The following is a 24,318-nucleotide window of genomic DNA, read 5'->3' on the forward strand; positions in this document are numbered from 1 at the left end:
TTGCTCCCCCGCTTTTTCGACAGGCGGAGGCGACAAAAACCATGGTATTTCCATTTTTTTACGCCAATACAGAAAAATAGCGGCTCCACTTTGGTATTTTCTCTTGACCTTCTGCTAAAAATCCATTAGAATATTTTACTGTGCATGATTATGTAGCGGCATCTGCGTCCTTTTACGCAGCTGCCCCATCCACTTAACGAAAGGCCGATCGACAACATGAAACATCCCTATAAGACGCGGGAAGGCGGTGCAACGGTAACGGTTTTCGTTCCCTACGACTGTAAAAACCATTGCCCCTTCTGCATCAATAAAGGTGAATATGCGGACCTGACTGGTTTTTCCGCAGATAAGATTTGCCAAAGCATCCGCCGGATGGATGCCATTACTCCCGCCTGCGATTTCGTTTTCACCGGTGGCGAGCCGCTGTCTGATCTGGACGCGCTCCAGACCATGCTTGATGCGATTCCCACCACCCACAAGGTCTATATCAACACCACGCTTCCGGTATCCGAGCATCAGTCGGAGGCCGACATTTTGTCCTTTGCCGAGCGGAACAAGCACAAGATCACCTGCATCAACGTCTCCCGCCATATGCAAAAGTATGTTGTGGAGTCCAACGACGATTTGCTTTGCCGTCTGCCGGTGCCCTTCCGGGTAAATTGCGTGCTGTATCAGAATTACCCCGCAGACCAGCTGGTCCCCTATCTGGACCGGTTCCACAAAATCCCCGGCGCGTCCATTCAGTTCCGCTTCGACTATACCGCCACCACCCCCGAAAACCTCTACGATGAGGACGGGGACAAGATTCTGCGGGACCTGAAGCAAATCGCCCGCTACACCGGGCTGGACGGCTGCCGGATGCGCTGCGGCTTCCACTTTGACTATCAGGGTATGGAGCTGACCTACCACAAAACCCTGCCCTACTCCACCATTGTGGAGACAGAAAACGGCGTCACCTATGACATTCTCTACGATATTCTTATCAAGCAAAATGGCGACATCCACTCGGATTGGGACGGCACGGTGCTGGATGTGGACGCTTACGAAAAAGTCGTCTACGAGCCCTACGATCTCAAATGGCTGACCACAAAGGCTTAAATTCATCAAAGCGGCGGAGCTTCCGCCGCTTTTTTTACGGAGGAACCTTATGAACGACATCAAAACCGTGGGCATCGTGGGGCTGGGCGCCCTTGGCACCATGTATGCAGCGCTCCTGACAAAAGCACTGGGCAAGGAACGCGTCCTGGTGCTGGCGGACAGCGCCCGGACCCGGCGATACCGCGAAGAAGGCGTCTGGTACAACGGCGAACGCTGTGATTTGAACTACACCGACGCCACCGCCGTGACCGCACCGGTGGATTTTCTGATGTTCACCGTCAAGTACACCGGTCTTGCGGATGCCATTGAGACCTGCCGCCATCTGGTGGGACCTGACACCACCCTCATCTCCATTCTCAACGGCATTTCCAGCGAGGAAATGCTGATCGACGCCTTCGGCGCGGACAAGGTGGTCTGGTGCGTGGTGGGCAAGGTAGCCGCCCAGAAGGAGGGCAACCATGTGACCATGTTCCCTGTGGTCCCCCCTGCCGGCGAAATGGACCTTGGCGTTCCCGCCGGGCAGGACACGACCCATCTGCGCCGCCTCACCGCCTTTTTCGACTCCATCGGCTTTCGCTATCTCCTGCCCGAGGACATTCGGCTGAAGATGTGGAGCAAGCTTTTGTGCAACGTGGGCTGCAATCAGGCTGCCACCGTTTACCAGTGCAATTACAGCGTCTTGCAGTCCCCCGGTCCCGCCCGGGACACCATGATCGCCGCCATGCGGGAGGTTGTCACCATTGCCAACGCCGAGGGGATTTCCCTCTCGGAGGGTGATGTGGAAGAATGGACCGCCGTGATCGACGGCGTCACCCCCACTAACGAACCCTCCATGCGCCAGGATGGCAAGGCCCATCGCAAGAGTGAGGTGGAGCTGTTTTCCGGCACGGTGCGGCGCATCGCCGCAAAGCATCACATTCCAGTGCCGGTGAACGAGTGGCTCTATCAGCAGGTGCAGGAGCTGGAACGTTCCTACTGAGTTCCAAAAAGCCCGCACCCGCCGATTTGCCTCGGACGCGCGTGGGATGCCGCATACGTGTCAAACGACTTTCCAAAAGCGCCGCAGATATAAAAAAGAAGCACTCCCACCGGGAGTGCTTCTTTTTTCTTTGCAGCAGCCCTGCAAGCGCTTTATGCGCCGGGGCTTTGCCAGAGGTCGTTCCACCAGTCTCCGCTTTGCCAGCCGGAGGCCCCGCCGCCCTCTGTTGGTTCCTGGGGTTCCGTGGGCGTGGTGGGAGTTCCTCCGCCGCCGGAGGTCCCGCCGCCTTCAGCGGGCGGTGCAGGCGGCTGATAGTTGGGGTCGCTGGGGTCCAACTCGGGCGTCCCGCTCTCGCCGCCCGGATTCTCCAGGTCCACCACCGTGCCGGTGGTATGGACGGTACAGCCGCTCTCTTCCAGCACCTTTTCCACGACAGGAATCAGGTAGGCGTTATCCTCCGCCACAATATTGGGTCCGTAGTTCTCACGGGTGTAGTCCAAAAAGCCTTTTTGCACCACAGACTCCGCCGGACAGAAGGGGCTGGCAAGGCATTTTCCTTCCGTGCAATAGTCCCGGAAGGCGTGCATGGTGCACGTCTCTGTCGGGGCGGTCCCCGACGCCACAGTCACCGCAATCGCCCGATCTCCCCGCACATCCGCATGGCAGGCGTCGGAGCAGAGCAGGCCGCTGTCACGGCATACCTTCACCGATTCCAGACCGCTGGCGGGCTTGGAGAAGGATTTGTCCGGAAGGTTTTCGTGGATTTTCTGCATGACCTTTTTCCACATGGTAATGGCGGGGTTTCCGCTGTAACTGATTTTCTCATTATTGTCGTAACCGGTCCAAACCGCGGCGGCATAATAGGGCGTGTAGCCCACGAAGTAACGGTCGTAGTTGTCGCTGGTGGTACCCGTCTTACCGGCGATGGTCATTCCGCCAAATTTGGCGGACGCACCGGTGCCGCTGGTAACAACGCTTTGGAGCATCTGGTTCATCAGATACGCCGTGGTCTCCTTCATGGCGGCATGGCTGTCCCCGTCGTTTTTCAAAACGGTGTTCCCGTTGGCGTCCTTGACCTCCACATACATTTTGGGAGAATTGTAAACGCCTTCATTTGCAAAGGAAGCATAGGCCGCCGCCATCTCCATGGTATTGAGGCCATAGGTGAGGCCGCCAAGTCCCAGTGAGGAGAGGTTCATGTCGTTGGCCGTCAGAGAAAGGTTCAGCTTCTCCGTGGCGAAGGCAAAGGACTCCGTGACCCCCAGCTTTTCCAGCACCTGCACGGCGATGGTGTTGATGGAGTTGCGAACGCCGTCCCCCAGCATGGTCCAGCCGGTAAACTTATTGGGAGAGTTCTTCGGCCACGGATTGCCGTTGAGCAGCCGGACCGGATAGTTGTCGAACGTGGAAGCCGGCGTCACCGCGCCCGCGTCCAGTGCCGGGGCGTAGACCGTCAGCGGCTTGATGGAAGAACCAACCTGCCGCCGGCCCACCGCGTAGTTCCACACGAGATTACCCTCTTTGGGACCAACCTTGCCCACCATTGCCACCACATTTCCGTTGGTGGGATCAACGATGGTAATGCCGGACTGGAGCTGCTGGCCCTTGCGGGAGGTGACGTCCAGGTTGCTGCGGTCCTCATAAACAGCTTCCGCAATCTCCTGGATCTCCGGGTCCAGCGTCGTGTAGATGTGATAGCCGCCGTTATAAAGCAGCGTCCGTGCAGCGTCGGCGGAGATGTTCATGGTATCCGCCAGATCGTTGGTCACATCCTTAAATACCTGCTCCACGAACCAGGAATTCACCCGATTTTCCCCGCCGCTGGCCTCTGCCGCAGCCGCTGCGGCCAGGTCCTCCGCAGAGGTGGAGCCGTCCGTAAAGTGCAGCTCCTCATTGACGGCAGCCTGATACTCCTCCTCTGTTTTGATGTAGCCCTGTTCCTTCATCTTCCAGAGGATGTCCTCCTGCCGCTTTTTATTCAGTTCCCGGGCGGTCTTTTTTGCGCCGGTCTCCGGATTGGTCACCACCACCGTGGACATCGGCCCGTACAGCGACGGATTGTTGGTAATGGCGATCAGGCTGGCGCACTCCGCGGTGGAGAGCTCCGAGACGTCCTTGCCAAAATAGTATTCCGCCGCCGTCTGCACGCCGTAGCACCCCTTGCCCAGCGCGATGGTGTTGAGATACAGCTCCAAAATTTCCGTTTTGGTGTAATTCTTCTCAAATTCCATGGCCCGGAAAATTTCCCGCACCTTGCGGTTGATGGTGCCCTTGTTGTCGCCGGTCATGTTCTTGAGAAGCTGTTGGGTGATGGTGGAGCCACCGTACATCTCCTGCGCGCCGGTGAGCATCTTCACCGTTGCGCCAGCCGTCCGCTTCCAGTCCACGCCGTGGTGGTCAAAAAACCGCTGGTCCTCAATGGATACGGCGGCCTGCCACAACGCGTCCGGCATCTGGGCAAAGTCCGCCCAGATGCGGTTTTCCACGCCGTAGATGTTCTGATATTCCATCCACTCTCCGGAGGTCTTGTCCTGATAGTAAATGACGGAGCTCAGCTTCATCGTATACTCCTCCGCCCGGACCTGCAGGGTGGGAGTGAGCGTGGTGTTCACGTATTTCAGGAAAATGCCGGTAATCATTGCAGCGGTGCACGCGCCGATGAGCAGCAGCGTCCCGATGACAAAAAGGATCTGTCCGGCAATCCCCCCGGAGTGCTTTCTGGTTTTTCGATGTTGGGATGCCTGCTCCGTCGGTCTGCGGTCTTTTTCGTGATCCAATACGGTGGCACCTCCTCTTTCAAAGATTTGGCCAGACTTCCGCAGGTGCTTGTCCGCACTTACAGAAACTCAAAGTACGCCATAATACTTACTATTATACCATCCTCTGTCAACACTGAAAAAGTCGTATTTACCCGAAAAAAAGTTCCGCTTTTACATGAAATTCTTTTTTCGGGGTAGGATACTTCCCATCCAGACGACGCTCTTTGCGTCTTTTCCACCTCTTTTTCTCTTGCAATCGCTCTGAATTTCGGGTACAATGATGCCACACATCAGGAAGGAGGACCCTTTCATGAGCGAAGATTTCGGCCCCACCTTTATTACCGTCACCGACGAGGACGGCAACGAGATCGTTCTGGAGTTTGTAGACGCCCTGGAGTACAACGGGCAAATGTATCAGGCCTTTTTCCCCGCCGAGACGGAGGACGAAGAGGACAGCGACGATGAAGATACCGGTCTGGTGATTTTGAAGGTCATCCACGAGGACGGTGAGGATCTGCTCTCCACTCTGGATTCCGACGAAGAGTTGGACGCAGTATACGACCTTTTCATAGAGTCGCTTTTCAGCGACGAGGAGGAAGACGAGTAAGTCCACTATTCTTTCGTATAACATTATACCCTGCGGGGTGCGTGATAGATCTTTTTTTAACCCACATTTCGTTATACGGGACGCCGGATCAGTCCGTGGTTCGCAGGCCTCCCGACTGCTGTTTGCGGTTGGAAGTTGGAAGCGATGAAGCGGGGTGTAGGCAACCCACCTGTCCGTAAAGGTGCAGGTTATAACGGGGTCTACACGGCCTTCGCGGGGGTACCCCGCGCCCCTGCCGCAAGGCAGGGGCTTTTTGCCGTCCCGCCGCAGCGACACCCGCCGCAGCGACGCCACAGGGACGCACATACTTCCCCAAAAGGCCGCCCACAGGGCGGCCTTTCCTGCGGCCCTGTGGCGGGAGAAACGGCGGCGCCTTGGCGGGCTGGGGGGACCCACGGGGCGCGGAGCACCACTCCGCATGGACGCGCCCATGTCAAGGGCGAAGCCGCCGCAGCGGGCCGCAGGCCCCTTGACGTGGACGGGGCCATGTGGTATTTCCCGTGGGGGGCTGCCCGCAACCGCCGTTTCGGGCCCGCAGCAACCGCCCCACCGGGGCGATTGCGATAAAAATTTTGGACCGGAACGGGCCAAAATGCGGGCACACCTTTTTCTTTTTGACGCGGCAACGCGGCAAAATGAATGGAACGGGTGCCGCCCTCGCGGCGGCGGGTCCCGGCCCATCGCTTCTTTCATCGTCGCAGCAGCGGCGGTAGACCAACCTCTTCCGGCGTCGCTGTTCCATCCCGTTTGCTGCGCGGCGGGAGCCGCAGTCGGCGGAGCGAAGCGGAGCCATGGGAAAAGGGCCGCAGCCCTATTCCACCAACACCTCCATGGCTTCCTCCCACGGATTCCAGAGCTTCCCCTCGTCTGCGTAGTAGTCCGCGAGGTATTCTACGCACGCTTGGCACACGTCCGCAGGCTCCATGGGGTATCCCGGCATCTGCGTCCCATGGGCCACGGCGTGACACTTCCAGCACAGGCAAATGAGGTTGTGGGGGAAATCCGTCCCCCCTTGGGACCGGAGCACCGCATGGTGGATTTGCAGTCCGTGGGTATCGTCGCACAGGGCACAGCGGTACCCGTCCCGCTTGTACACGGCCTTCCTTGTCTCCTTGCTGATGTTCGCTCCAATCATCTTCAACGCCTTCCTTTCTGCCCCTCTGGGCGCTTTCGTTGCGCCGCACGAAGTCAAGGGCGAAGCCGCCGCAGCGGGCCGCAGGCCCCTTGACCGTGTGGTACAATGGAAGCGTTCGGAGGGGCAGCGGTTTAGCCTTCCGCGCAGAGCTTTTCCACCAGCGCTACGATATCCTGCTTGGTGTCTGTTTGCGGCATCCACTCCCGGATGAGCCGTTGCAGCAGGGCATACGGGCTTACCCCCGCCGCGCTGCAAGCTCTCCTGAATGCCAGCTGTTCCCACAGCGGTAACTTGGTGGCGACGGTGCGCAGGTTATGCGCGTCCCATCGCGCCTGTCTCTTACGGTCCACGGTTTCACCCCCTCTCATCATTGTACTGGAAACCCCAAGAGTTTTCCACAGGATTTTCCACAGCTCACAAGTTTACTGTGTTTTACCTAGAGAAGTCACAAGCTTCTTGTGAGTAGGACCCGTGTCTTGCCCATCCCGGGCACCACCCGTAGTAGCCTACGCCGCAGGCGTATACCACATATAGCGTAAAGGTGCAGGTTATAACGGGGTCTACACGGCCATCGCGGGGGTACTTGAGGTAAGGCAGGGGAAGCTTCCCCTGCTCTTTCTTTTTTCCGCCGCAGCATCTTTCAGGTTTCTTTCAGGTTTCCCGTTTATTATGGGTTTAGATTTTCTGCTTGCACAAAGGGCCTGCATCCAGTATAATAAGCGAGTGCGTAAAATTTGGTCGGCAGACCATGGCACTTTCCCGCATCTGATTATTTGAGAGGACTGAACACAAATGAGCGCATCTAACGAAAACCAAAACCCTCAGAATCTGTCCGGCGCCGGTTGGGCAGACCCCAAGACCGCCCGTGAGGCGCAGCAGCGCAAGTCGGAAAAGCGCAGCAACCTTCTCTACGGTGTCATTGGCGTCGCTTTCTTGGTTGTTGCCATCGCCGCTATCGTCTGGCGTTCCAACATCATCCCCAGAACCGCTACCGCCGTTACCATTGGTGACGAGAAGTACAACACCGCCGAGGTGACCTTCTTCTATCAGAACGTCTATCAAACCTTCCTCAACAACAACTCCTATCTCATCAGCTATCTGGGCCTGAATACCAACGCCTCCCTCAAGAGCCAGAAGATTGATGAATCCACCGCCTCCATGATGGGAATTGACGCCGGGCTCACCTGGCACGACTATTTTCTGGATCAGGCCCTGAAGCAGATGGCTCTTCTTCAGGCCGCGCTGGACTCCGCCAAGGAAGAAGGCTATGTCTACCCGGACAGCATCCAGTCCCAGTATGAAGATTCCGTGGCCTCTTTGCAGGCGGCCGCCAAGGCCAGCGGTCTTTCCGTGAACAAGTATCTGCAATCCAAGCTTGGCGCTGTCATGACGGAAAAGGTCTATGACGCCCAACTCCTTCGGATGCTTCAGTACGGCGCCTATTCCGGTGCCTACCAAGATACGCTCTCCTACACCGACGCACAGCTGAACGAGGTCTACGCCAAGGACCCCAACTCCTACGACCTGGCCTCTTACGAGGTCATCACCGTCAACGGTGCCGCCACAGGCACCACGGACGCCGACGGCAAGACCGTGGAGCCTACCGAGGAAGAAACCGCTGCCGCCAAGGCAGCCGCCAAGACCGCGGCGGACGAAATGCTTTCTGCCTACAAGTCCGGCAAGAGCCTGAGCACGCTGGCTGACGGCAATGACAACGCCACCTATACCCTCAAAGAGGGCGGTGCCTACATGGGCGACACCGTGACCGAGTGGCTGTTTGACAGTGCCCGGAAAGCCGGGGACAGCGCAGTTTTGGAAAGCGGCAGCAACTACGTTGTAACCGTGTTCCACAACCGTTACCGGGAGGAGTACAACACCGTCGACATCCGTCACATCCTCTGCCCTCTGGGTACGGCCACCAAGTCTGAAGGCGACGAAGGCTATGAAGAAGAGCAGGCTCAGCTCAAGGCAGACGCCAAGGCAAAGGCCGAGGAGCTGCTCTCCCAGTGGCAGTCCGGCGAAGCCACCGAGGATTCTTTCGCCACTCTGGCCACGGAGACCTCCAGCGACGGCTCCAAGTATGATGGCGGTCTGTACAAAGAGGTCTATCAAAACCAGATGGTCGACACGTTTAACGACTGGTGCTTCGACACCGCCCGGAAGAGTGGCGACACCGGCATTGTGGAAACCACTTACGGCGCCCACGTGATGTACTTTGTGGGGACGGACATGCCCCGTTGGCAGTCTCAGGCTGCTTCCACGCTGAAAAATGACGATTTTGCCAACTGGATTCAGGAATTTTCTAAAAAATACACCGCAGAGCAGCATAGCTTCGGCATGAAGTTTGTCGGCTGATTTCCCGGCATATACACCAAGAAAGGCCGGCTTTGATTGTCAAAGCCGGCCTTCTTTTACGGATCATGGAGGCACCTTTATGGACGAGCGCTTTTTACGCAATGAAATGCTGTGGGGGCCGGAGGCGCAGCGGCGTCTTGCGGCATCTCACGTTCTCCTTTTCGGACTGGGCGGTGTGGGCAGCTATGTTGCCGAGTGTCTGGCCCGCTCCGGCGTGGGAGAACTGACTTTAGTGGATCAGGATACCGTCTCCGTCTCCAATCTCAATCGCCAGCTGGAGGCATTGTGCTCCACTGTCGGGCAGCCGAAGGCGCAGGCGGTTGCCGGGCGCATACGGGACATCAACGCCGACGCGGTGCTCCACCCCTTGCAGGCCACCTATGATGCCGACCACCGGGAGCGCTTCTTCCCCGCTGGCTGCCAATACGACTATATCGTGGACGCCATCGATCTTGTCAGCTGCAAGCTGGATCTGGCGGAAACCGCCCGGCGGCTTGGAATTCCTCTTATTATGGCGCTGGGCACCGGCAACAAGCTGGACCCCTCTCTTCTTCGCCTTGCGGACATTTCCGAAACTTACGGGTGCCCGCTGGCCCGCGTCATGCGAAAGGAGCTGCGCAGCCGCGGCATCGTTCACCAGCGGGTGGTATTCAGTCCGGAAGAACCGGTTTCCTCCGCCCAGCTGGAAGCGCCGCCACCTGGCAGGCGCAGCGTCCCGGCCAGCAATCCATGGGTCCCCGCCACTGCCGGACTGCTGCTGGGCAGCGCGGTGGTTCGCGATCTCATTGGGAAAGGACGTAAAGCATCATGCTGACAGGAACCATCGTCAACGCGCTGGCCATTTTGGCAGGCGCCATGGCCGGGATGCTGCTCACCCGGCTTGCCCAGCGGTTTTCCGCCATCCTTCCCGCCGGCAGCACCGCTTTGGGACAGCGGCTGCAAACCATCATCATGCAGGGCGTTGCCCTGTGCGTGATGTACCTTGGCATCAGCGGATGCTTAAAGGGCAGCAACTCCCTGCTTGCCATTTTATCCATGGTGCTGGGCGCACTGGTGGGCGAGCTGCTGGATTTGGACACCCGGATGCGCTCTCTTGGCGATTGGGTACAGAAAAAAACGGAACACCTCTTAACAGGCGGCGGACAAGCCTCTATTTCCGAAGGCTTCGTGACGGCAAGTCTCCTCTTCTGCGTGGGCGCCATGGCCATTGTGGGGGCCTTGCAAGATGGACTTACCGGCGATCACTCCACCCTGTTCGCCAAATCCCTGCTGGACGGCATCAGCTCCATTGTCTTTGGCGCCTCTCTGGGCCTTGGCGTGGCCTTTTCCGCCATCGCCGTCTTTTTGTATCAAGGCTCCATCGCCCTGCTGGCGTCCTTTCTCCAGCCCTATCTGGGGGACGCCGTTATCGCGGAGATGACCTGCGTGGGCTCGTTGCTCATCGTCGCCCTGTCGCTGAATATGCTGGGCGTTACAAAAATCAAGGTGATGAATCTGGTGCCCGCCATTTTTCTGCCCATATTGCTGAGTCTTGTGATGTGAACACCTTTAAATAAAAGGAAGAGACGACTTTCGTTGTCTCTTCCTTTGGCTTTTCAAAAAAGTCTCACAGAGTTTGCCGCCGGGGCGGCAAAAAAATGAAAATCCGTTTTCGACCGCGGCCTGTACGTGGACGAAAACACTTTGCGCGAAACGAGCGTCGAATTGTCCGCCGAAAGCGGACATATGAGGCGCAGAGCGCAGCGAAACCTTTTGTCGAAAAAGCCTATTGGCTTTTTCGACAGTCTCATGAAAGAGACGACTTTCGTCGTCTCTTCCTTTTTGTCAGTGGATCAGCTCGGATAGCGTGGCGAACATTTTCTCCGGCTCGATGGGTTTGGAAAGGTGCGCGTTCAAACCGGCCTCCAGCGACCGCCTGCGATCCTCGTCAAAGGCATTGGCGGTCATGGCGATAATCGGAATCCGCTGTGCGTCCGGGCGCAGCATGGACCGGATGGTCTTTGCAGCCGTCAAGCCGTCCATGTTCGGCATTCGGACATCCATGAGAATTGCGGCAAAGGTCTCCGGCGGATTGGCGCCAAACAGCTCCACCGCCTTTTGCCCATCCTCTGCCAGTGTGACAATCATCCCCTGCTTTTCCAGAAGCTTTGTGGCGATGGTCGCATTCAGCGGATGGTCCTCTGCCAGAAGGATATGCCTGCCGGTCAGACGCTTCCCCTCCCCCGCCGCCTTGGGTTTTTCGGAATTTCCCCGATACAGAGAGATGCGGCGGAATTGAAACGGGAGACGGATGGTAAAGACAGACCCCTTTCCAAGCTCGCTGGAAACCGTGATATCGCCGCCCATTTGCCGGGCGATGCTCCGGGACAGCGCCAGCCCCAGTCCCGTTCCCTGCACGGCGCTGCTATATTGGTTTCGTTCCTGTTCAAAGGGCGTAAAAATGCGCTTTAAAAACTCCTCGCTCATTCCGCAGCCGGTGTCCTGAATCACAACTTCCTCCGTCACCGTGGCGGAATCCACATCCGCCCAGGTATTGCGGATGGTCATGCAGACCTGACCGCCCGCGCCGGTAAACTTGCAGGCGTTATTCAGAATATTCATCAGCATCTGCTGGGTTTTCTGCACGTCCAGATAGCACTCAAAGTGGGCTATCCGGATTATTTTTTCATCATACAGGAAAGAGATGTTTTTCTCCCGCATCAGCGGCGCAATCATGTCCACTACCGGCGCGAGAACAGTGCCCGGCAGGCTCCATTCTTTGTTCAGGATGATTTTTCCGCTGTCGATCCGGCTCATTTCAAGAATATCGTTGATGACGCCCAGCAGATACTGACTGGACTCGGTGATCTGCTTTAGGTAGCCCCACGCCGTGGGATTGTCCCGCACCTCGTCAGACGCCAGCTTTGTCATACCGATGATTGCGTTCATCGGGGTGCGGATTTCGTGGCTCATGTTGGCGAGAAAGCTGGACTTTGCCTGATTGGCTTTTCGCTCCACTTCCAGCGCGGTATTCAGTTCGTGCATTTTCTTCTCTTCGGTGATATCCGTGTAGCTGATATACGCGAGAATGGAACCGTCAGTCTGCGCAACGCTGCAGGCGCTTGCGGAAAGCCAAAGCGTTTGCCCCGTCCTCCGGTTGAGGGTGCGATACTCATACAATGCCTTGCTGCCCGCCATTTGCAAGGTCTCCACGGCTTTCCTGACAATGGGCCGATCCTCCGGAAAGACCAGCTGCATAACGTCCTCGTTTCTAACGCCGATGGCCTTGTCGCGGTCAATCCCCATCATTCTGCACACGGCGGAATTGGCGATGATGAGACTGATGTCGCCGCCCTTCAATTCAAACACCAGAACGCCGGCAGAAATGTTATTCAGCGTATCAGCAAGGGACGCCCGCTCTTTTTTCAAGACCTCCTCCGCCTGCCGCTGGGGCGTGACATCCATGGCGGTGCAGGCAATTTTGATGCGCTTCCCATTTTCACCGTAGATTGCCGTAAATCCATACAAAAACCAGTGGCAATCGCCGCCAATGTAGTTTCTCGCCTCGCAGCTCACCCGGTCGCATCCCCCGCCGGCATCCGCAAATGCCTTTTTCAAAATGGGGACATCCTCAGGATGCGTGGCGCCCAGACGGAACCAGCTGTCCGGATAATCCGGCATGACCTGGGGGGCACGGAAGCACTCTCGCCCATTAAATTGCAGCGCCATGTTTTTTTCCGGGTAGTATTCAAAATACATCACATTGGCGCTGTTGATGGCGGCCTCCATGGAGGTTTGGACCTCCTGCAAATGCCGCTGCGTTTCCAGGGACTTTTGCAGATACTCCGCGTTCTTTTCCAGAAGCTTCAGCCGCTCCTGCTGCTCCACCCACTCCTGATTCACGTCCCGCAAAACAGCCACGGTTTTGGTGCGCTCTCCACGGTTCCCATAGCTGAAAAAGCCCATCATCTCCGTCCAGCGGTAAGACCCGTCCGTCATCTTCAGCCGAAGCGTGGCCGCCGCCCGGGGCAGGTGCTGTTCCGCCATCTGAAAGAAATGCTCCAAAATCGGAAGATCCTCCGGATGGACGGTATCCTTTGGACCGGTGTTGTGCAAAATGGTGCAGAAGTCGCTCTGACTGATGGCATAGCGTTTGTATTTTTCGGAGGCATAGAACCCGTGCTCCGGCACCCACTCAAAATACGCCACATCCAGATCGTTCAAAATCGCGTGGTAGCGCTCCTGCTCCAGCTTGATCTGCTTTTCCTCCGAGGATATTTTGGTATGCACCGCATACAGCACGGCAAGATCCTCCCCGCCGATTTTGGCGTCGGAGGCAATATTTGCGTGCAGGCGAATATGCAGTTTTTTCCTGCTTTTAGTATAAATGCCATAGGACACGGAAATCGGCGCATGGTTTTCAAGCCCCTCCGCCACCGCCTGCATCACCTTATCCACATTCTCCGCCACCAGATTGACCCTAGCGTCATGGCGCAGATAGGCAAGAAACTCCTCCGCAGAGTATCCGCACATTTCCGCAAGGCCGGCGGAAACATACTCCGTTTCCACTCTGCCGTCTTTTTTCAGCCGATAGACCGCCACTCCGCCGGGAATGCTGTTGAGTAAAATCTGCTGCTGAGATTGCACCCGGCTTAGCTCCCTCGTTAAAACGGCCCGCTCCGCCTCCGCGCTGGGCACGGAGAGATCTACGTCGCACACAAGCCAGCCGCCGTCCGTCCTCACGCAGCAGGCGGATGCGCAAATGGGCAGTGCTGGCGACGAATCCCCCGGGACGAACTGCTTGCCCTGTATCGCAAACAGGGCGAGGTCCGGGCCCCGGTCATGGCGGTGGAAGTGTTCAATTTCAAGGGAAACTCTCTCCGGACACTGCCTGCAATCCCGCTCCAGCAGGGCGCGCAGCGCCTGATGGCCGCTGGCGGCGCAAGACTGGTCCGCGCCGATCCATTCAATTGTTTCCGTGACGCACGCCAAGGTCTTTTCAACGTCGCGTTCTTCATAATAGGCATGGAGCAGGGCACGCAAAGCGTCCTCAGCTACCTTCCAGGTTGTCACAGACAGTCCCTCCTATGCTGTTTCTCTTTGAGCGTGGCGTCCAAAAAGCGGTGTACCCTTCCATGCCCCAGTCTCATCGCTTTTGAGATGCTGCCGGGACGGAAATACTGTTTTTGGAAAATTTTTGTATTTTATAATTTTATCACTGATTACCAGAAATTACAACGGCAGAGTTTGTTATAATTGTACAATCCGGTAAAGTTTTTCGCCGCGTATGGAATGAATCTGCGGAAAATCCAAGAATACCGCCAGAAACGCAAACGTGCCTCCGCCCGCTCCCTGCTAGTCTGAATTCCGGCAGTTTCCAATAGAATGCCGTGAAGGGGGGTGGGCGCATGGCAATCGTATTCGCATTGCTGGCAGGGATTTTTACCGCGGCGGAATCCGCGATCAACTCCCAGCTGGGCAAACAAATCACGCCCAGCATTGCCACACTCCACTCTCTGGCAACGGGTGCGGCCTTCATGCTGGCGGTCAGTTTCCTGCGAGGCTCCTACACGCGCTATCCCAAAATTTTTTCTCTTAGCCCCGTCTGGCTGATCGGTGGGATATTGGGAGCGCTGATCATCTATCTTTCCTCCAAGGCAATTCCCGTTCTGGGCGTGTCCCGTGCCCTGACGCTCATCCTCGCCGCCCAAATTCTGACGGGACTGGTGATCGACGCCGTGTATCACGGCTCCGGCATCAATGTCTATCAGGTATTCGGCGTACTGTTTTTTCTGCTTGGAGCGAATCTGATCATCCGGTGAAGCCGCGCCGCCGCCCTTGCGCAGCAGCAGGCACGGCCGGAGAAAGTTCTCCGGCCATGCTTTTTCAGCTTTCAAAGACTCCGTATGCCCCCTGCCGCCGGTCTGCCACCGGCAGGGCAATTTGCGTGATGTAGTCTGCGGCGTTTGTGCCCCGGTTGGCCGGTCCCTCCAGATAGACGGACTGGAAACCTCCCTCGGTGCGGATGCCGTTTTCCTTCACATAGCGCGCCAACACCCCGCAGGCGTCGGCAATGCCCTCATACGGTCCGCGGTAATAGACGCACACCACCTGCGTCTCCGGAAACTCCATGCGCTCCTCGCCGTCAAAGCCCTCCTCCATGGGAATGCAGCACAAAAGGTCCAGCGCCGTGGGGCTTTGTCCCATGCGCTGGGTGAACATCCGCTCGCCGCTGGAGAGCCGATAGCCGGAGTGGGCGGCGGCGATGTACGTCTCCCGCAGGCGCACCGCGGCCTCCGCCACATCCCCACACACATAGCGGCGGGCAAAGCACACCCGCCGCGGCAGCGTTGCCCAGCGGATGGGCAGCTGGCCGGGCCTGGCGGCGCGAATCTGCAAAAGCTGGATGTTGCGGTCCAGCGTGGCGCGCAGATCGGTGAGCCGCTTGAGCTGCGCGTCAATATTGGCGGTATCGTAGTAGTATTCCCGCACCTCCCGCAGTGTCAGCCCCAGACTTTGCAGCGCCCGGATGGCCCGCACCTGCGTGATATTATCGGCGGAGTAGTAACGGTAGCCGCTCTCTTCGTCCTGATAGGCAGGAGTCAGCAGGCCCTGTGCCTCGAAGTTTAAGAGCATTTTGCGGGTGACGCCCACAAATTTGGCCACCTCGCCAATTTGAAACAGACTTGATTCTCTGTTTTTCATCAAAATTCCCTCTTTTTCCCCAAAAAACGCTTGACTCGTCCATCGATGGACGGTGTAAGCTGATTATACCAAAAGGAAAAACCAAACACAAGGACGGTGACGTGCTTGAGCTTGAAAAGCTACTGCGAGGCCAGTGGAAAGCAATCCCTTTTGACGCAGTGGGACGCGGAAAAGAATCTGCCCCTTACGCCGGAGACCGTGGGTCACGCCAGCGGCAAACCGGTGTGGTGGCGTTGCGAGCAGGGGCATTCGTGGCAGACGCAAGTGCACAGCCGCGCCGCCGGGGCCACCGGCTGTCCCGTGTGCAATGCCCTGCGCCTGGCGCAGCGGCGCAACCGAAAGCTGGAGGTGAGGAATTCATGACCTATGCCTGCGGGCAGTGCGGCTTCATCTTTACCCGCACCGGACCGGTGGAGTGCTGCCCCGCCTGTGAGCGGGACTGTCTGCGCCGCGCCACGGCGGCAGAGCAGTCGCAGCTTACCCTGCTGCTGCGCCGGGAGCAGCCCAAGCAAACCGGCAGCATGAAGCGGTAAGAACGTCTGTAAGAAAAGAATTTTGGGTATGTTTCTCCGCCTGCAATGGGATCTGGCGCTGCGATAACGCGGCAGCATCATGAAAGCTCCGGCTTTCCTCTTGCGCAGGAAGGAACCCGGCAATCAAAAAAAACGTGAGCCTCCCCTTGACGGGGAGGCTCACGTTTTTTTGCGGTGGCCATACGGCCTTGAAAATTTCCTTCAGCTATGGGGCTTCCTTCCCAGCGCAATGACCAGATTGCCGTCCTGCCAGGAAACGAGCGGCGTTTGCCTGCCGGCAAAGCTTATCGGCTTTTTTCCGTTCATCATCGGCAGCTGTTCCCCACGGAATACAGAAAGCGCCAAACCGATTAAGGCCAAATCCAAAACCAAGTGCAGGTTTCCGATCAGCAGCGGAAAGTGTACAGAGGTCAACACAAACCCCAGATTGAGCAGTATGCTCAAAACCGCCTGTATGCCAAGACTCCATACGACGGACAGCGCAATCATCTTTCCCAACTGATTTTTCTGTTCCATGCACTTGCGAACCATCCAAACCATCACCAGCGCAAAGCAAATCATCACAGCCGCAAAGGGCAGCCAACCCATTCCATGAATGATAGTCGTTAAAAAGCAGTCGCTTTGCGATTCCGGAACCAACTGATAAAAGGCAAGGCCGTCCGATGCAAACGGAGCATCTTTCATACTTCCCTCGCCCAGAAGCGCCGCGCCATGCAAAGCGGCGCGGATTACCGACGCCCAGTAGCCCCCGCCAAGCGGGTCCTGTTCCGGATGAAGCAGCAGTGCGATACGGGATCTTCCCCAGCCCCGCGCAAATAGATATGCAAAAAAGCCAAGGGCGATCCCGCCCAGCGCGGCAACCGCTCCAACGGACTTCCCCCTGCCGATTCCAAACCAGTCCTGTCCCGCGGCCACACTCAGCAGCACGAACCCCACCGCCATAAGCAGGAGGAGCCCCGTCATATACGGGATATACATCTCCAACATTGCCAACGGCACAAACCCCAAAACCGCCCAAAGCATTCCGCGCCAGCCCCGCATTCTGCACGAATACAGCCAGCACGCATAGACCGTGGGAAACAGGCTTCCCGCATAGCGGGCGTAGTAAGACACATGGTTTATGACCGGGGAGACCGCGCAGAGAACGACGGTCAGCCCAATTGCCCCGGCATAAATCTGCTTTGCATAGGCTCCCAGCGCGGAAAAGTCCAGCAAATAGCACGCACTCAGCGCGGCGAATCCGACAAGCAGCGCCACCGCCGTACTGACCGGAGATAGTTGCTCGCTCCCCCAACCGGCTGTCAGCCATACCCGCAAAGAAGCGCCAAGGACGGCGATTCCGCCCGTCAGAAGCAGCAGCCCCCGCTGGGGCTTCGGGCGATGCACCCGGTCCAGCTCCGACCCCACCGTCACCGGGTCCCCCATCTGGCGCAAGGCCTCCGTTTCCGCCGCGTCGTCGTCCATTCCATCCGCTGCGTACGCATCTTTCTGGTCCAGCAGATGGGTGCGCAGCTCCGCCATCAGCGCAGGCTGCGCACGTTTCCAACGAATCTGCTGACACGCCGTTTCAATATACGCCGAAATATTGTCAGGCAAAAAAGGCACCCCCTCGGAGTACGCGATTAACCGCGCCGGTATATGCTTCCCATTCTTCCTTCTTTGCCAGAAGCTGCTCTTTCCCCGATGCGCTCAGGTGATAGTACTTTCTGGGGCGATTGCTGTCCGTTTCCTCCACCCACGATGTGATAAAGCCCTTCTCCTCCAGCGCATGAAGCAGCGGATACAGTGTCCCGGCCTTGAGGTCGAAGGTGTGGTCGGACCGGCGGCGCAGCTGCTCGATCATCTGATAGCCGTACATGTCCTTTTCCTCCAGCAGCTTTAAAAGCAGCATTCCGATACTGCCGGTTATGAGACTCTTGTCAATGCTCATAGATAGGCCCCCTATATATAGGATGCCTATATATTAATCCTTAACGACAACCGTGTCAATGCCAAATCCAAATAATCCTCTGCCGCATGCGAACCTCCTTCTTGCAGTATTGGCCTGTATGGCAGTTGAAGATAAAAAAGATACGCCGCAAAACCGAATCCCCGCCCCACTTCGGTGGGGCAGTTTCCTTCTTTTGGCATATCCTGTATTATAGACGTTAGGAGGTGCCAAGCATGATCATGCAGGCCATCGTAATAGAAGTACAGTGGGAGCGTCTGCTTGTACTGGATCTCGACACCCGGCAGCAAGTCCTTGTCATTACACCGGACGCCGTCCGATTCCGCCCCGGCGATTTCGTGCGCATCTGGTACAACGGCGTGATGACGCGCAGCATTCCGCCGCAAATCTACGCGCTGCGCATTGCGGCCGGTCCATGGGAGAATTTCCCGCCCGTGCGTCCCTCTCCGCCGGTCATTTCCCCGCCTGTGGTGTTCCCGCCCGTTTTCCGACCGCCGTTTTTTCCCCGTCCGCCCCACGACCATCCGGGAAACAGACCGCCCCACGATCATCCGGGAAACAGGCCGCCCCACCGCAGGTGATTTCTGCCGCCCCCCCATGGGGGCGGTTTTCTTTTACCGTCCCGCTCCTCCGGCTTGCGGCGGCAGAGAGGCACTCCCTCATTCGTTATGTTTTTTCTTTCAAATTTCTACATAATCTGCGTGGCGATGCGCAAGCTATCCCGGAGGTGATTTTTCATGAATAACCGTATTGAGATCGAAAGCCCGCGCAAAAAGCCCCACAAAGAAGATGAGAAGCCCATCTCAAAGGTTTATCCGGCAATTGACAACGATCTTGCCCGGGATAATCTCGAAAATAATATCCCTGCCGCCGATCTGGAGGACCTGTGACCCGCCGCCCCTTAACGGGGCGGTTTTCTTTTCCGCTCGCCCCTCTGAATAGTTGCCGGGAATCTGCGCACGCTATCCTCGAGGTGGTCGTATGTCGTATGTAAATCCCAAATTGGAATCCCGATTCGAGTCCCTGTCCATTGACCTGAAAAACGAAATTCTATCCCGCGACGTTCAAATCAACAATTTATATGATCTCATCGCAGTTCTTCAACAGATCATCGACGACGGAGAGTCCGCCACTTAATTGTGGCGGACTTCTTTTCCCGGCGCCCCGTTTGGAGCGGTCATGCCCCTCCTCCTTTTTTATCCACGTATTTTTGATCATTTATTTCAAACCATACTGTGGAGGTGATAGTATGGGATTAACGTATACAGACCAATACGCAAACATTGGCCCAACGCCTGAGGCAGCCGCCTTTTTTAACGATCTTCCGGATTTTATAAAGGCGCAAATACTTGCGCAGGGAGCGCCAAGCTCGTTGGACGCTCTCAAAAAAATGGCTGATGAAGCAGACTATATCTTCTAATTTCGCCGCCCGATCAGGGCGGCTTTTTAAATGAACCGTTGTTTAAAAAGGTTCTGCGGGGCCAACAGCATCCCCCCTATTTCACTTTACGAGCTCCGGCACACCTTCCAAATCGCAGTAGAGTTTCTCTCAGGCCAGTAACATCTTTTCTGATTTGGTAAAAGCAAAACCGCTTCCCACCTGTTCTACTAAGCAAATCAGGCGGGATGCGGTTTTGTCTCAAAACTTTTAATTTTTTAAATCATCTCTACATTATAAGCCGGCAGGCTCTCTAATGGCTCTTGCCGTACCCTGTGAGAACGACCGTTCTCCTCAGGTTTTCCTTATGTGGTCTTGATCACGCTCTCCGCCATGTGGAGTAGAGTTTCCTCGTCAAACGCTCCTCGGATGCTGAATGACACACCATCGCTGTTTGTCCATATTATTGTGGCTATCTGACCGCCGCTGACCACATGGCAAATTTCTGTACTGCCATCGTCGAAAGTAACGGTTTCCGTTCCGCCATAAGTGGCGTCACGCTCCTTTTTCGCCTCCCAATAAGTTCCCGTACAGCCATCAATGCATACTTTTTTTGTATTGATTCCCTGTGTGTACAAGCTTCCTGCATCATTGGAGGCGTACGTAAAGCAGAAATACCAGTTATCTCCATCCACAAACTCTTCCCATGTTGCTCCCGGTACGTCGTGCCGTTCAACGGAGCGGCTCCCTACCGGCGTCCAGTTTAAAACGTATTTTGATATCACGTCCAACTTTTGTACGCTCTCCGCCATTTTAATCAAAGCTTCTTTGCTGGGGCTGATATAAGGACCGCTTTCCAATGAATAGAAGCAATCATTGCTCTCCCACAAGAGATAGGTGTATCCGCCGTTCTCATAATAATCCGCACCGGCACCGCTGACAGAGACACGTTGGCAGTCATTTTCTGTAAGTCCCGCAATTATGCGAGTGGATTTTGATGCCTGTGAACAAGTATATGTCAGCATTCCGGAACCGCTTTGATAAAGCCAATCGCAAGCGCCATTGTCATCGCCGGTTGACTGTATTTTCTTGATTCCCCAGCCGTCCGGCACCCAGGTTGGAGCCCATGCCGGTGCAGTGTCAAAGCAGTCCGGATTACTTTGTACAGGTATGTCAACGTAGGCGTTTTCATCTTCTCCGAGGTAGACGCGAACCGTTGTGTCGACACCTTGCGACGAATTTACGGTGGAAGCATCTTCTTGAGCAGACTGAATTATTTCAGCAAACGAGGAAGGCGCCTCTACCGTAGACGTTTCTGTGCTTTTGCCCTCCCCGCTGTCTAATATTTCAGGAGGAATTGGTCGCGGTGCTTCCACGCCTCGATAAATCACAGCATACTCGATAAACTCCCGCAGCCAATTCAGAACTGCCGCCCGTACCGTGGGACTTGCCGCCATCAGAGTGCCAAGCGTCAGGGACACCGCCAGCAGCAGACATGCAACGCTTTGCAGCATCTTCTTCCAGACCGGCTTCCGTTTATTTTTATACCATTGGTCGGGGCCTGACAGCATCTTTCTCCGACTTCTGCGATAGGACAGCGTCCATTCCGGCTCTTCCTCAGGGGCGGAGAGTGCTTCCGCAAAATCCACGATGGCCGCACGCAGCAGAGCGTCTTTGAGCTTTGCGTCAAATACCGCTTCATTCATGGCAGTAGCCCTCCTGATTCAGTTTTTTGATGAGAAGCTGCCGCCCTCTGGAGATCAGCGTGGACACGGTGGAAGGATTCATGCGGGTGCGCCGGACAATCTCCTGATAGCTGTACTCCAGCGCAAACCGCAGTTCCAGCACCTCACGGTATTTTTTCGGCATGGAGCGAATCAGCGCAATGAGCCGCGTCGTCTCGTCCAGGGGAGGTGCTTCCGGTGCGGGTGCGTCCCAGTCCTCCGGAAGCGGGTCGGTGCGGCGCTCCTTCTTCAGCATCGTCAGCGAGACGTTTTTCGCCACCACGACCACATACCCCTCGATGCCGTCCCACGGAATTTTTTTAATTTCCTCAAAATGCTGGATGATTTGCAGCCAGCTCTGCTGCACGGCGTCCTCCGCCAGCGTCTGGGAACGCAGAATTTGCAGGGCAATCCGATAGAGCTTCTTTTCGTATGCACTATGTAATTTCAAAAATTTGCGTTGGTCTTCCTCGTCCTCCAGCATTGCAAGTAACATGGGAAGCATGGGTACCACCTCTGTCTCTTCGTATTTCTTTACTGTACCATAATTCCGGAAAAAGTTCCCTTCATAACGAAAGGAGTTTTACTTATTGGGGGCGATAGCCTCGCTCCGACAGTTCCTGTAAAAAACACAAGAGGTGATCGTGATAGCAAAAGATTTGATCATGAAATCCTTCGACTGAATGAAAAGAAGCGATCTTTTTATTATCTAAAATCCAGACCTGCCAGATTTCCTGCCTCATAGTTGTTCCTCCATCCATCAAATAAGTCTCTTTTCCGTCTACATAAGGAATACAAGCTTGCTGTCCTTTTTGTCTCAAAAGCAAAAAATGTTTTTTGTTTTTGAGTAAAAACCTGAACTAGCGTACCTATCCTTATACAGTGAAAAAGAGAGAAAAGCTCATTGCTGACGAGGACACTGTCCGCAAACTGCTTGTACATCTGGCCGAGGATATCGCACACGCGGACAGCCTCCCTGGCAGCGGTCTCCCACATTTCCTGCAGGTCGGTAATCGTCAGGTTGTAGTCGCCCTCACTGGAGGTGATCACCTTCGCTGTTCGTTCCGCCGCTTCTACCTCAGATAGGATACCGCGCTTCATGCCGATCAGCGTCTCGCAGTTCCGGAGATACGCCGTTTTACGGGCCAAGAAGGACTGCTCCCGGAACGCGGGCGAGAAGATGGTGAGTCCGATATCGTCCGGGGATTCATCAACCGCTGTAAACACATGATCTTTCAGTTTGTTTCGCTTACCATCAGGTCCGACCACCATCATGTCATTGCTACAAATGATACGAGATTCACCACGCTCAAACTCCCCGTTGATCTGTGCCTCGTTTACATTGATCGCGTGGATCGGACCTACCGCAGGAGCATATGTCAGCGTTAACAAGGAAATGCCCGAGGGCCTGAAAAAGATGGTCGTAGGCCATTCAAAGGACATGGACACTGAGGGAACCTACGGGCACCAGCTGACGGGAGACATGAAAAAAGCAGCGGATTATTCGGCGCTGGCTTTTGATAAAATTCTGAACAAAAACGGCTCAAAATAAGGCAGTGTGTACTTCGGTGTGTACCTGAGCAAAAAGCAAAACCCCTGAGGCTTAGAGCCTCAGGGGTTTCATGCTGGTACGCCCGGCTGGATTCGAACCAGTGGCCTTTAGAGTCGGAGTCTAACGCTCTATCCAACTGAGCTACGGGCGCATCTACACAAGACATATCTCTCACATGTCTTGTGTAGTATAGCAGTCTTTTTAGTTTCTGTAAAGTCTTTCTTTAGAATTTTTTAAAAAATTGCAGGGTGCGCGCACACCCTGCAACCGTATCAGCATTCATTCTGCTCCACAAATTTCCGGATCTTTACAAAGGTTTCATCGCTGACATCGTGCTCCACCTTGCAGGCATCTTCCGCCGCCGTTTCAGCCCCGACGCCAAGCATGGTAAACAGTCTTGTCAGCGTCTTATGCCGGCCGTAGATCCGGGTGGCGACCTCCATGCCGCTGTTGTTCAGCGTAATCGTTCCGTCTGTCGCCATGGAAATATACCCGCTCTCCCGCAGCTTTTTCATGGCAATGCTGACGCTGGGCTTTGAATACCCCAGCTCATTCACAATATCAATGGAACGCACGGAGCCGCATCGTTCCTGCAAAATCAAGATGGATTCCAGATAATCTTCCGCAGACTCATGAATCACCAAAACGATTCCCCCTTTGTTGCCGCAGTGCTATGATTTCATGTTAACAAGTTTATTGCCCGATTGCAAGGCTTTTCCAGTTGATACGCAAGATTTTTCTCTTGCTTTTTGGCGATTTTTATGATATAAGTATAAGCTGTTATCAGCAATGAACGGGAAAATAACTGTGAAACGCCGCCAAGAGAGATCTGGTCATCGGCTGTAAGCCGGATCGCGGACGCCCGGTTTGGTTCGCCCGGGAGCTGCCGTGGAGACACGGCGGACGCCCCTCCGTTACCGGGGTGCAAGTGCGCGCGGCAGTCCGCGCGAATTTGGGTGGTACCGCGGAAGGCAGGCCTTTCGTCCCAATTTGGGGCGGAGGGTCTTTTATTTTGTCCGGAGGAGGTGCGTCATGCGGGTCCGCTTTTATGACCCCGCGCAGGGAGAGTGCTTTCAAGGGGAGCTGTACGGTCTTTTTAATACCGGCATCTTTGAGCGCTGTGTGGTTTTGCAAACCGGCGCGTGGACTCCCGCCTGCCGGGATGGCACTATGTCACCACCCAGGCGGAGGCGGAAGCCCTTCTGGAGCAAGCGGAGGATTTTCACGATTCCGTGCTGGCGGAGCTGCACTATGTCAGCGGCTCCCGGTTGAATGCGGACCGCAGCCTAACGGTGTGCAACACTGTCCGTCAGGTAAGCATGGAATTTCACAGCCAATGGTGCCCGCCGCTGGAGCTGGTATTTGAAGGCGTGAAGGGGCTGGATCTGCGTCCCGGCGGGAACAACGACTGCTCCGCCCTGATGACGGCCACCCTTCGCGTCCGGGACGCCGCAATCTTTTTCTGCGACGGCTTCTGCGAGGACGAGACCGCCTATTCCGGCACCAAGATTTTATCCTATTCCCTGCGGTGGCGTAATTTGAAATCATCAACTACATCCATATAAA

General features: G+C 55.9%; 26 protein-coding genes, 1 tRNA gene and 1 other RNA gene. 16 read left to right on the forward strand and 12 right to left on the reverse strand.

Going from position 1 to position 24,318, the window contains the following annotated elements:
- The first annotated feature begins 216 nt into the window (after positions 1-216).
- Positions 217-1,098 carry a hypothetical protein gene (locus tag PHI30_RS04130; RefSeq protein ID WP_300024276.1) on the forward strand — a complete coding sequence of 294 codons (882 nt, stop codon included), beginning with the start codon at positions 217-219 and terminating at the stop codon, positions 1,096-1,098.
- A gap of 49 nt (positions 1,099-1,147) precedes the next feature.
- Positions 1,148-2,077, forward strand: a complete 930-nt coding sequence (locus tag PHI30_RS04135; protein ID WP_300024278.1) for a ketopantoate reductase family protein — start codon at positions 1,148-1,150, stop codon at positions 2,075-2,077.
- Positions 2,078-2,229: 152 nt separating this feature from the next.
- Here PHI30_RS04135 and PHI30_RS04140 read toward each other — a convergent pair whose 3' ends face one another.
- Positions 2,230-4,854, reverse strand: coding sequence for a transglycosylase domain-containing protein (locus PHI30_RS04140; protein WP_300024281.1), 2,625 nt, complete (start codon positions 4,852-4,854; stop codon positions 2,230-2,232).
- A gap of 292 nt (positions 4,855-5,146) precedes the next feature.
- Here PHI30_RS04140 and PHI30_RS04145 point away from each other — a divergent pair, with 292 nt between their 5' ends.
- Together PHI30_RS04145 and ssrS are read left to right on the forward strand one after the other, a co-directional pair.
- Positions 5,147-5,443: a DUF1292 domain-containing protein gene (locus tag PHI30_RS04145; protein WP_300024284.1), complete on the forward strand. Its 297-nt coding sequence runs from the start codon at positions 5,147-5,149 to the stop codon at positions 5,441-5,443.
- 24 nt (positions 5,444-5,467) lie between these two features.
- Positions 5,468-5,667, forward strand: a non-coding RNA gene (gene ssrS, locus PHI30_RS04150) — 6S RNA.
- A gap of 587 nt (positions 5,668-6,254) precedes the next feature.
- On the opposite strand, the gene PHI30_RS04155 is transcribed toward ssrS, so the two are convergent.
- Together PHI30_RS04155 and PHI30_RS04160 are read right to left on the reverse strand one after the other, a co-directional pair.
- A complete protein-coding gene (locus PHI30_RS04155) occupies positions 6,255-6,578 on the reverse strand; it encodes an HNH endonuclease (RefSeq protein WP_300024287.1) in 324 nt (107 codons plus the stop codon).
- A gap of 131 nt (positions 6,579-6,709) precedes the next feature.
- A complete protein-coding gene (locus PHI30_RS04160) occupies positions 6,710-6,928 on the reverse strand; it encodes a hypothetical protein (RefSeq protein WP_300024289.1) in 219 nt (72 codons plus the stop codon).
- A 442-nt stretch (positions 6,929-7,370) separates the two neighbouring features.
- Here PHI30_RS04160 and PHI30_RS04165 point away from each other — a divergent pair, with 442 nt between their 5' ends.
- The 3 genes from PHI30_RS04165 (at position 7,371) to PHI30_RS04175 (ending at position 10,475) form a co-directional block, all read left to right on the forward strand.
- Entirely contained in the window at positions 7,371-8,933 is a 1,563-nt protein-coding gene (locus PHI30_RS04165; RefSeq protein WP_300024291.1) for a peptidylprolyl isomerase, read from the forward strand.
- A 79-nt stretch (positions 8,934-9,012) separates the two neighbouring features.
- Positions 9,013-9,747, forward strand: a complete 735-nt coding sequence (locus PHI30_RS04170; RefSeq protein ID WP_300024293.1) for a tRNA threonylcarbamoyladenosine dehydratase — start codon at positions 9,013-9,015, stop codon at positions 9,745-9,747.
- Positions 9,744-10,475: a DUF554 domain-containing protein gene (locus PHI30_RS04175; protein WP_300024427.1), complete on the forward strand. Its 732-nt coding sequence runs from the start codon at positions 9,744-9,746 to the stop codon at positions 10,473-10,475. The genes PHI30_RS04170 and PHI30_RS04175 overlap by 4 nt, the downstream gene beginning before the upstream one ends.
- Positions 10,476-10,757: 282 nt before the next feature.
- Here the strand turns inward: PHI30_RS04175 and PHI30_RS04180 are convergent, their stop codons facing one another.
- Complete coding sequence (locus PHI30_RS04180; protein WP_300024296.1) at positions 10,758-13,985, reverse strand: PAS domain-containing hybrid sensor histidine kinase/response regulator; 3,228 nt, start codon at positions 13,983-13,985, stop codon at positions 10,758-10,760.
- Between the two features lie 335 nt (positions 13,986-14,320).
- Here PHI30_RS04180 and PHI30_RS04185 point away from each other — a divergent pair, with 335 nt between their 5' ends.
- Positions 14,321-14,734, forward strand: a complete 414-nt coding sequence (locus tag PHI30_RS04185) for a DMT family transporter (protein WP_300024298.1) — start codon at positions 14,321-14,323, stop codon at positions 14,732-14,734.
- A gap of 64 nt (positions 14,735-14,798) precedes the next feature.
- On the opposite strand, the gene PHI30_RS04190 is transcribed toward PHI30_RS04185, so the two are convergent.
- Positions 14,799-15,617, reverse strand: a complete 819-nt coding sequence (locus PHI30_RS04190; RefSeq protein WP_300024300.1) for a MerR family transcriptional regulator — start codon at positions 15,615-15,617, stop codon at positions 14,799-14,801.
- 105 nt (positions 15,618-15,722) lie between these two features.
- On the opposite strand from PHI30_RS04190, the gene PHI30_RS04195 reads away from it, so the two are divergent.
- The gene (locus PHI30_RS04195) at positions 15,723-15,980 is read left to right on the forward strand and encodes a zinc-ribbon domain-containing protein (RefSeq protein WP_300024303.1); all 258 of its coding nucleotides are present in this window, start codon (positions 15,723-15,725) and stop codon (positions 15,978-15,980) included.
- Positions 15,977-16,150: a hypothetical protein gene (locus tag PHI30_RS04200; protein ID WP_300024305.1), complete on the forward strand. Its 174-nt coding sequence runs from the start codon at positions 15,977-15,979 to the stop codon at positions 16,148-16,150. Before PHI30_RS04195 ends, PHI30_RS04200 begins: the two co-directional genes overlap by 4 nt.
- 201 nt (positions 16,151-16,351) lie before the next feature.
- On the opposite strand, the gene PHI30_RS04205 is transcribed toward PHI30_RS04200, so the two are convergent.
- Entirely contained in the window at positions 16,352-17,746 is a 1,395-nt protein-coding gene (locus PHI30_RS04205) for a permease prefix domain 1-containing protein (protein ID WP_300024308.1), read from the reverse strand.
- Positions 17,739-18,080 (reverse strand): PadR family transcriptional regulator, encoded by a 342-nt coding sequence (locus PHI30_RS04210; protein WP_300024311.1) that lies wholly within the window; start codon positions 18,078-18,080, stop codon positions 17,739-17,741. Before PHI30_RS04210 ends, PHI30_RS04205 begins: the two co-directional genes overlap by 8 nt.
- A gap of 233 nt (positions 18,081-18,313) precedes the next feature.
- On the opposite strand from PHI30_RS04210, the gene PHI30_RS04215 reads away from it, so the two are divergent.
- The 4 genes from PHI30_RS04215 (at position 18,314) to PHI30_RS04230 (ending at position 19,518) form a co-directional block, all read left to right on the forward strand.
- A complete protein-coding gene (locus PHI30_RS04215; protein ID WP_300024314.1) occupies positions 18,314-18,679 on the forward strand; it encodes a hypothetical protein in 366 nt (121 codons plus the stop codon).
- 156 nt (positions 18,680-18,835) lie between these two features.
- Positions 18,836-18,988, forward strand: a complete 153-nt coding sequence (locus PHI30_RS04220) for a hypothetical protein (protein WP_300024316.1) — start codon at positions 18,836-18,838, stop codon at positions 18,986-18,988.
- Positions 18,989-19,079: 91 nt separating this feature from the next.
- Entirely contained in the window at positions 19,080-19,235 is a 156-nt protein-coding gene (locus tag PHI30_RS04225; RefSeq protein ID WP_300024318.1) for a hypothetical protein, read from the forward strand.
- Between the two features lie 112 nt (positions 19,236-19,347).
- The gene (locus PHI30_RS04230; protein ID WP_300024320.1) at positions 19,348-19,518 is read left to right on the forward strand and encodes a hypothetical protein; all 171 of its coding nucleotides are present in this window, start codon (positions 19,348-19,350) and stop codon (positions 19,516-19,518) included.
- Between the two features lie 323 nt (positions 19,519-19,841).
- Here PHI30_RS04230 and PHI30_RS04235 read toward each other — a convergent pair whose 3' ends face one another.
- From PHI30_RS04235 to PHI30_RS04245, 3 genes are all read right to left on the reverse strand, one after another.
- Positions 19,842-21,182 carry a DUF4367 domain-containing protein gene (locus tag PHI30_RS04235; RefSeq protein WP_300024323.1) on the reverse strand — a complete coding sequence of 447 codons (1,341 nt, stop codon included), beginning with the start codon at positions 21,180-21,182 and terminating at the stop codon, positions 19,842-19,844.
- Complete coding sequence (locus PHI30_RS04240; protein WP_300024326.1) at positions 21,175-21,705, reverse strand: sigma-70 family RNA polymerase sigma factor; 531 nt, start codon at positions 21,703-21,705, stop codon at positions 21,175-21,177. Before PHI30_RS04240 ends, PHI30_RS04235 begins: the two co-directional genes overlap by 8 nt.
- 200 nt (positions 21,706-21,905) lie before the next feature.
- Positions 21,906-22,592, reverse strand: a complete 687-nt coding sequence (locus PHI30_RS04245; RefSeq protein WP_300024329.1) for a hypothetical protein — start codon at positions 22,590-22,592, stop codon at positions 21,906-21,908.
- Positions 22,593-22,596: 4 nt separating this feature from the next.
- Here PHI30_RS04245 and PHI30_RS04250 point away from each other — a divergent pair, with 4 nt between their 5' ends.
- Positions 22,597-22,752, forward strand: a complete 156-nt coding sequence (locus tag PHI30_RS04250; RefSeq protein ID WP_300024332.1) for a hypothetical protein — start codon at positions 22,597-22,599, stop codon at positions 22,750-22,752.
- A gap of 74 nt (positions 22,753-22,826) precedes the next feature.
- On the opposite strand, the gene PHI30_RS04255 is transcribed toward PHI30_RS04250, so the two are convergent.
- Positions 22,827-22,903, reverse strand: a tRNA-Arg gene (locus tag PHI30_RS04255).
- 121 nt (positions 22,904-23,024) lie between these two features.
- A complete protein-coding gene (locus PHI30_RS04260) occupies positions 23,025-23,396 on the reverse strand; it encodes a metal-dependent transcriptional regulator (protein ID WP_300024335.1) in 372 nt (123 codons plus the stop codon).
- Between the two features lie 498 nt (positions 23,397-23,894).
- Here PHI30_RS04260 and PHI30_RS04265 point away from each other — a divergent pair, with 498 nt between their 5' ends.
- Positions 23,895-24,317, forward strand: coding sequence for a hypothetical protein (locus PHI30_RS04265; protein WP_300024338.1), 423 nt, complete (start codon positions 23,895-23,897; stop codon positions 24,315-24,317).
- Position 24,318: the final 1 nt, after the last annotated feature.

The organism is Oscillibacter sp. (assembly GCF_028693505.1).
Classification (GTDB): Bacteria; Bacillota; Clostridia; order Oscillospirales; family Oscillospiraceae; genus Oscillibacter.

Coding starts and splice junctions, on each gene's coding strand:
- PHI30_RS04165 (WP_300024291.1), top strand. CDS start 7,371: ATGAGCGCATCTAACGAAAACCAAAACCCTCAGAATCTGTCCGGCGCC.
- PHI30_RS04190 (WP_300024300.1), bottom strand. CDS start 15,617: ATGAAAAACAGAGAATCAAGTCTGTTTCAAATTGGCGAGGTGGCCAAA.
- PHI30_RS04170 (WP_300024293.1), top strand. CDS start 9,013: ATGGACGAGCGCTTTTTACGCAATGAAATGCTGTGGGGGCCGGAGGCG.
- PHI30_RS04185 (WP_300024298.1), top strand. CDS start 14,321: ATGGCAATCGTATTCGCATTGCTGGCAGGGATTTTTACCGCGGCGGAA.
- PHI30_RS04250 (WP_300024332.1), top strand. CDS start 22,597: ATGCCCGAGGGCCTGAAAAAGATGGTCGTAGGCCATTCAAAGGACATG.
- PHI30_RS04145 (WP_300024284.1), top strand. CDS start 5,147: ATGAGCGAAGATTTCGGCCCCACCTTTATTACCGTCACCGACGAGGAC.
- PHI30_RS04220 (WP_300024316.1), top strand. CDS start 18,836: ATGAATAACCGTATTGAGATCGAAAGCCCGCGCAAAAAGCCCCACAAA.
- PHI30_RS04235 (WP_300024323.1), bottom strand. CDS start 21,182: ATGAATGAAGCGGTATTTGACGCAAAGCTCAAAGACGCTCTGCTGCGT.
- PHI30_RS04230 (WP_300024320.1), top strand. CDS start 19,348: ATGGGATTAACGTATACAGACCAATACGCAAACATTGGCCCAACGCCT.
- PHI30_RS04200 (WP_300024305.1), top strand. CDS start 15,977: ATGACCTATGCCTGCGGGCAGTGCGGCTTCATCTTTACCCGCACCGGA.
- PHI30_RS04225 (WP_300024318.1), top strand. CDS start 19,080: ATGTCGTATGTAAATCCCAAATTGGAATCCCGATTCGAGTCCCTGTCC.
- PHI30_RS04155 (WP_300024287.1), bottom strand. CDS start 6,578: ATGATTGGAGCGAACATCAGCAAGGAGACAAGGAAGGCCGTGTACAAG.
- PHI30_RS04135 (WP_300024278.1), top strand. CDS start 1,148: ATGAACGACATCAAAACCGTGGGCATCGTGGGGCTGGGCGCCCTTGGC.
- PHI30_RS04215 (WP_300024314.1), top strand. CDS start 18,314: ATGATCATGCAGGCCATCGTAATAGAAGTACAGTGGGAGCGTCTGCTT.
- PHI30_RS04210 (WP_300024311.1), bottom strand. CDS start 18,080: ATGAGCATTGACAAGAGTCTCATAACCGGCAGTATCGGAATGCTGCTT.
- PHI30_RS04240 (WP_300024326.1), bottom strand. CDS start 21,705: ATGCTTCCCATGTTACTTGCAATGCTGGAGGACGAGGAAGACCAACGC.
- PHI30_RS04130 (WP_300024276.1), top strand. CDS start 217: ATGAAACATCCCTATAAGACGCGGGAAGGCGGTGCAACGGTAACGGTT.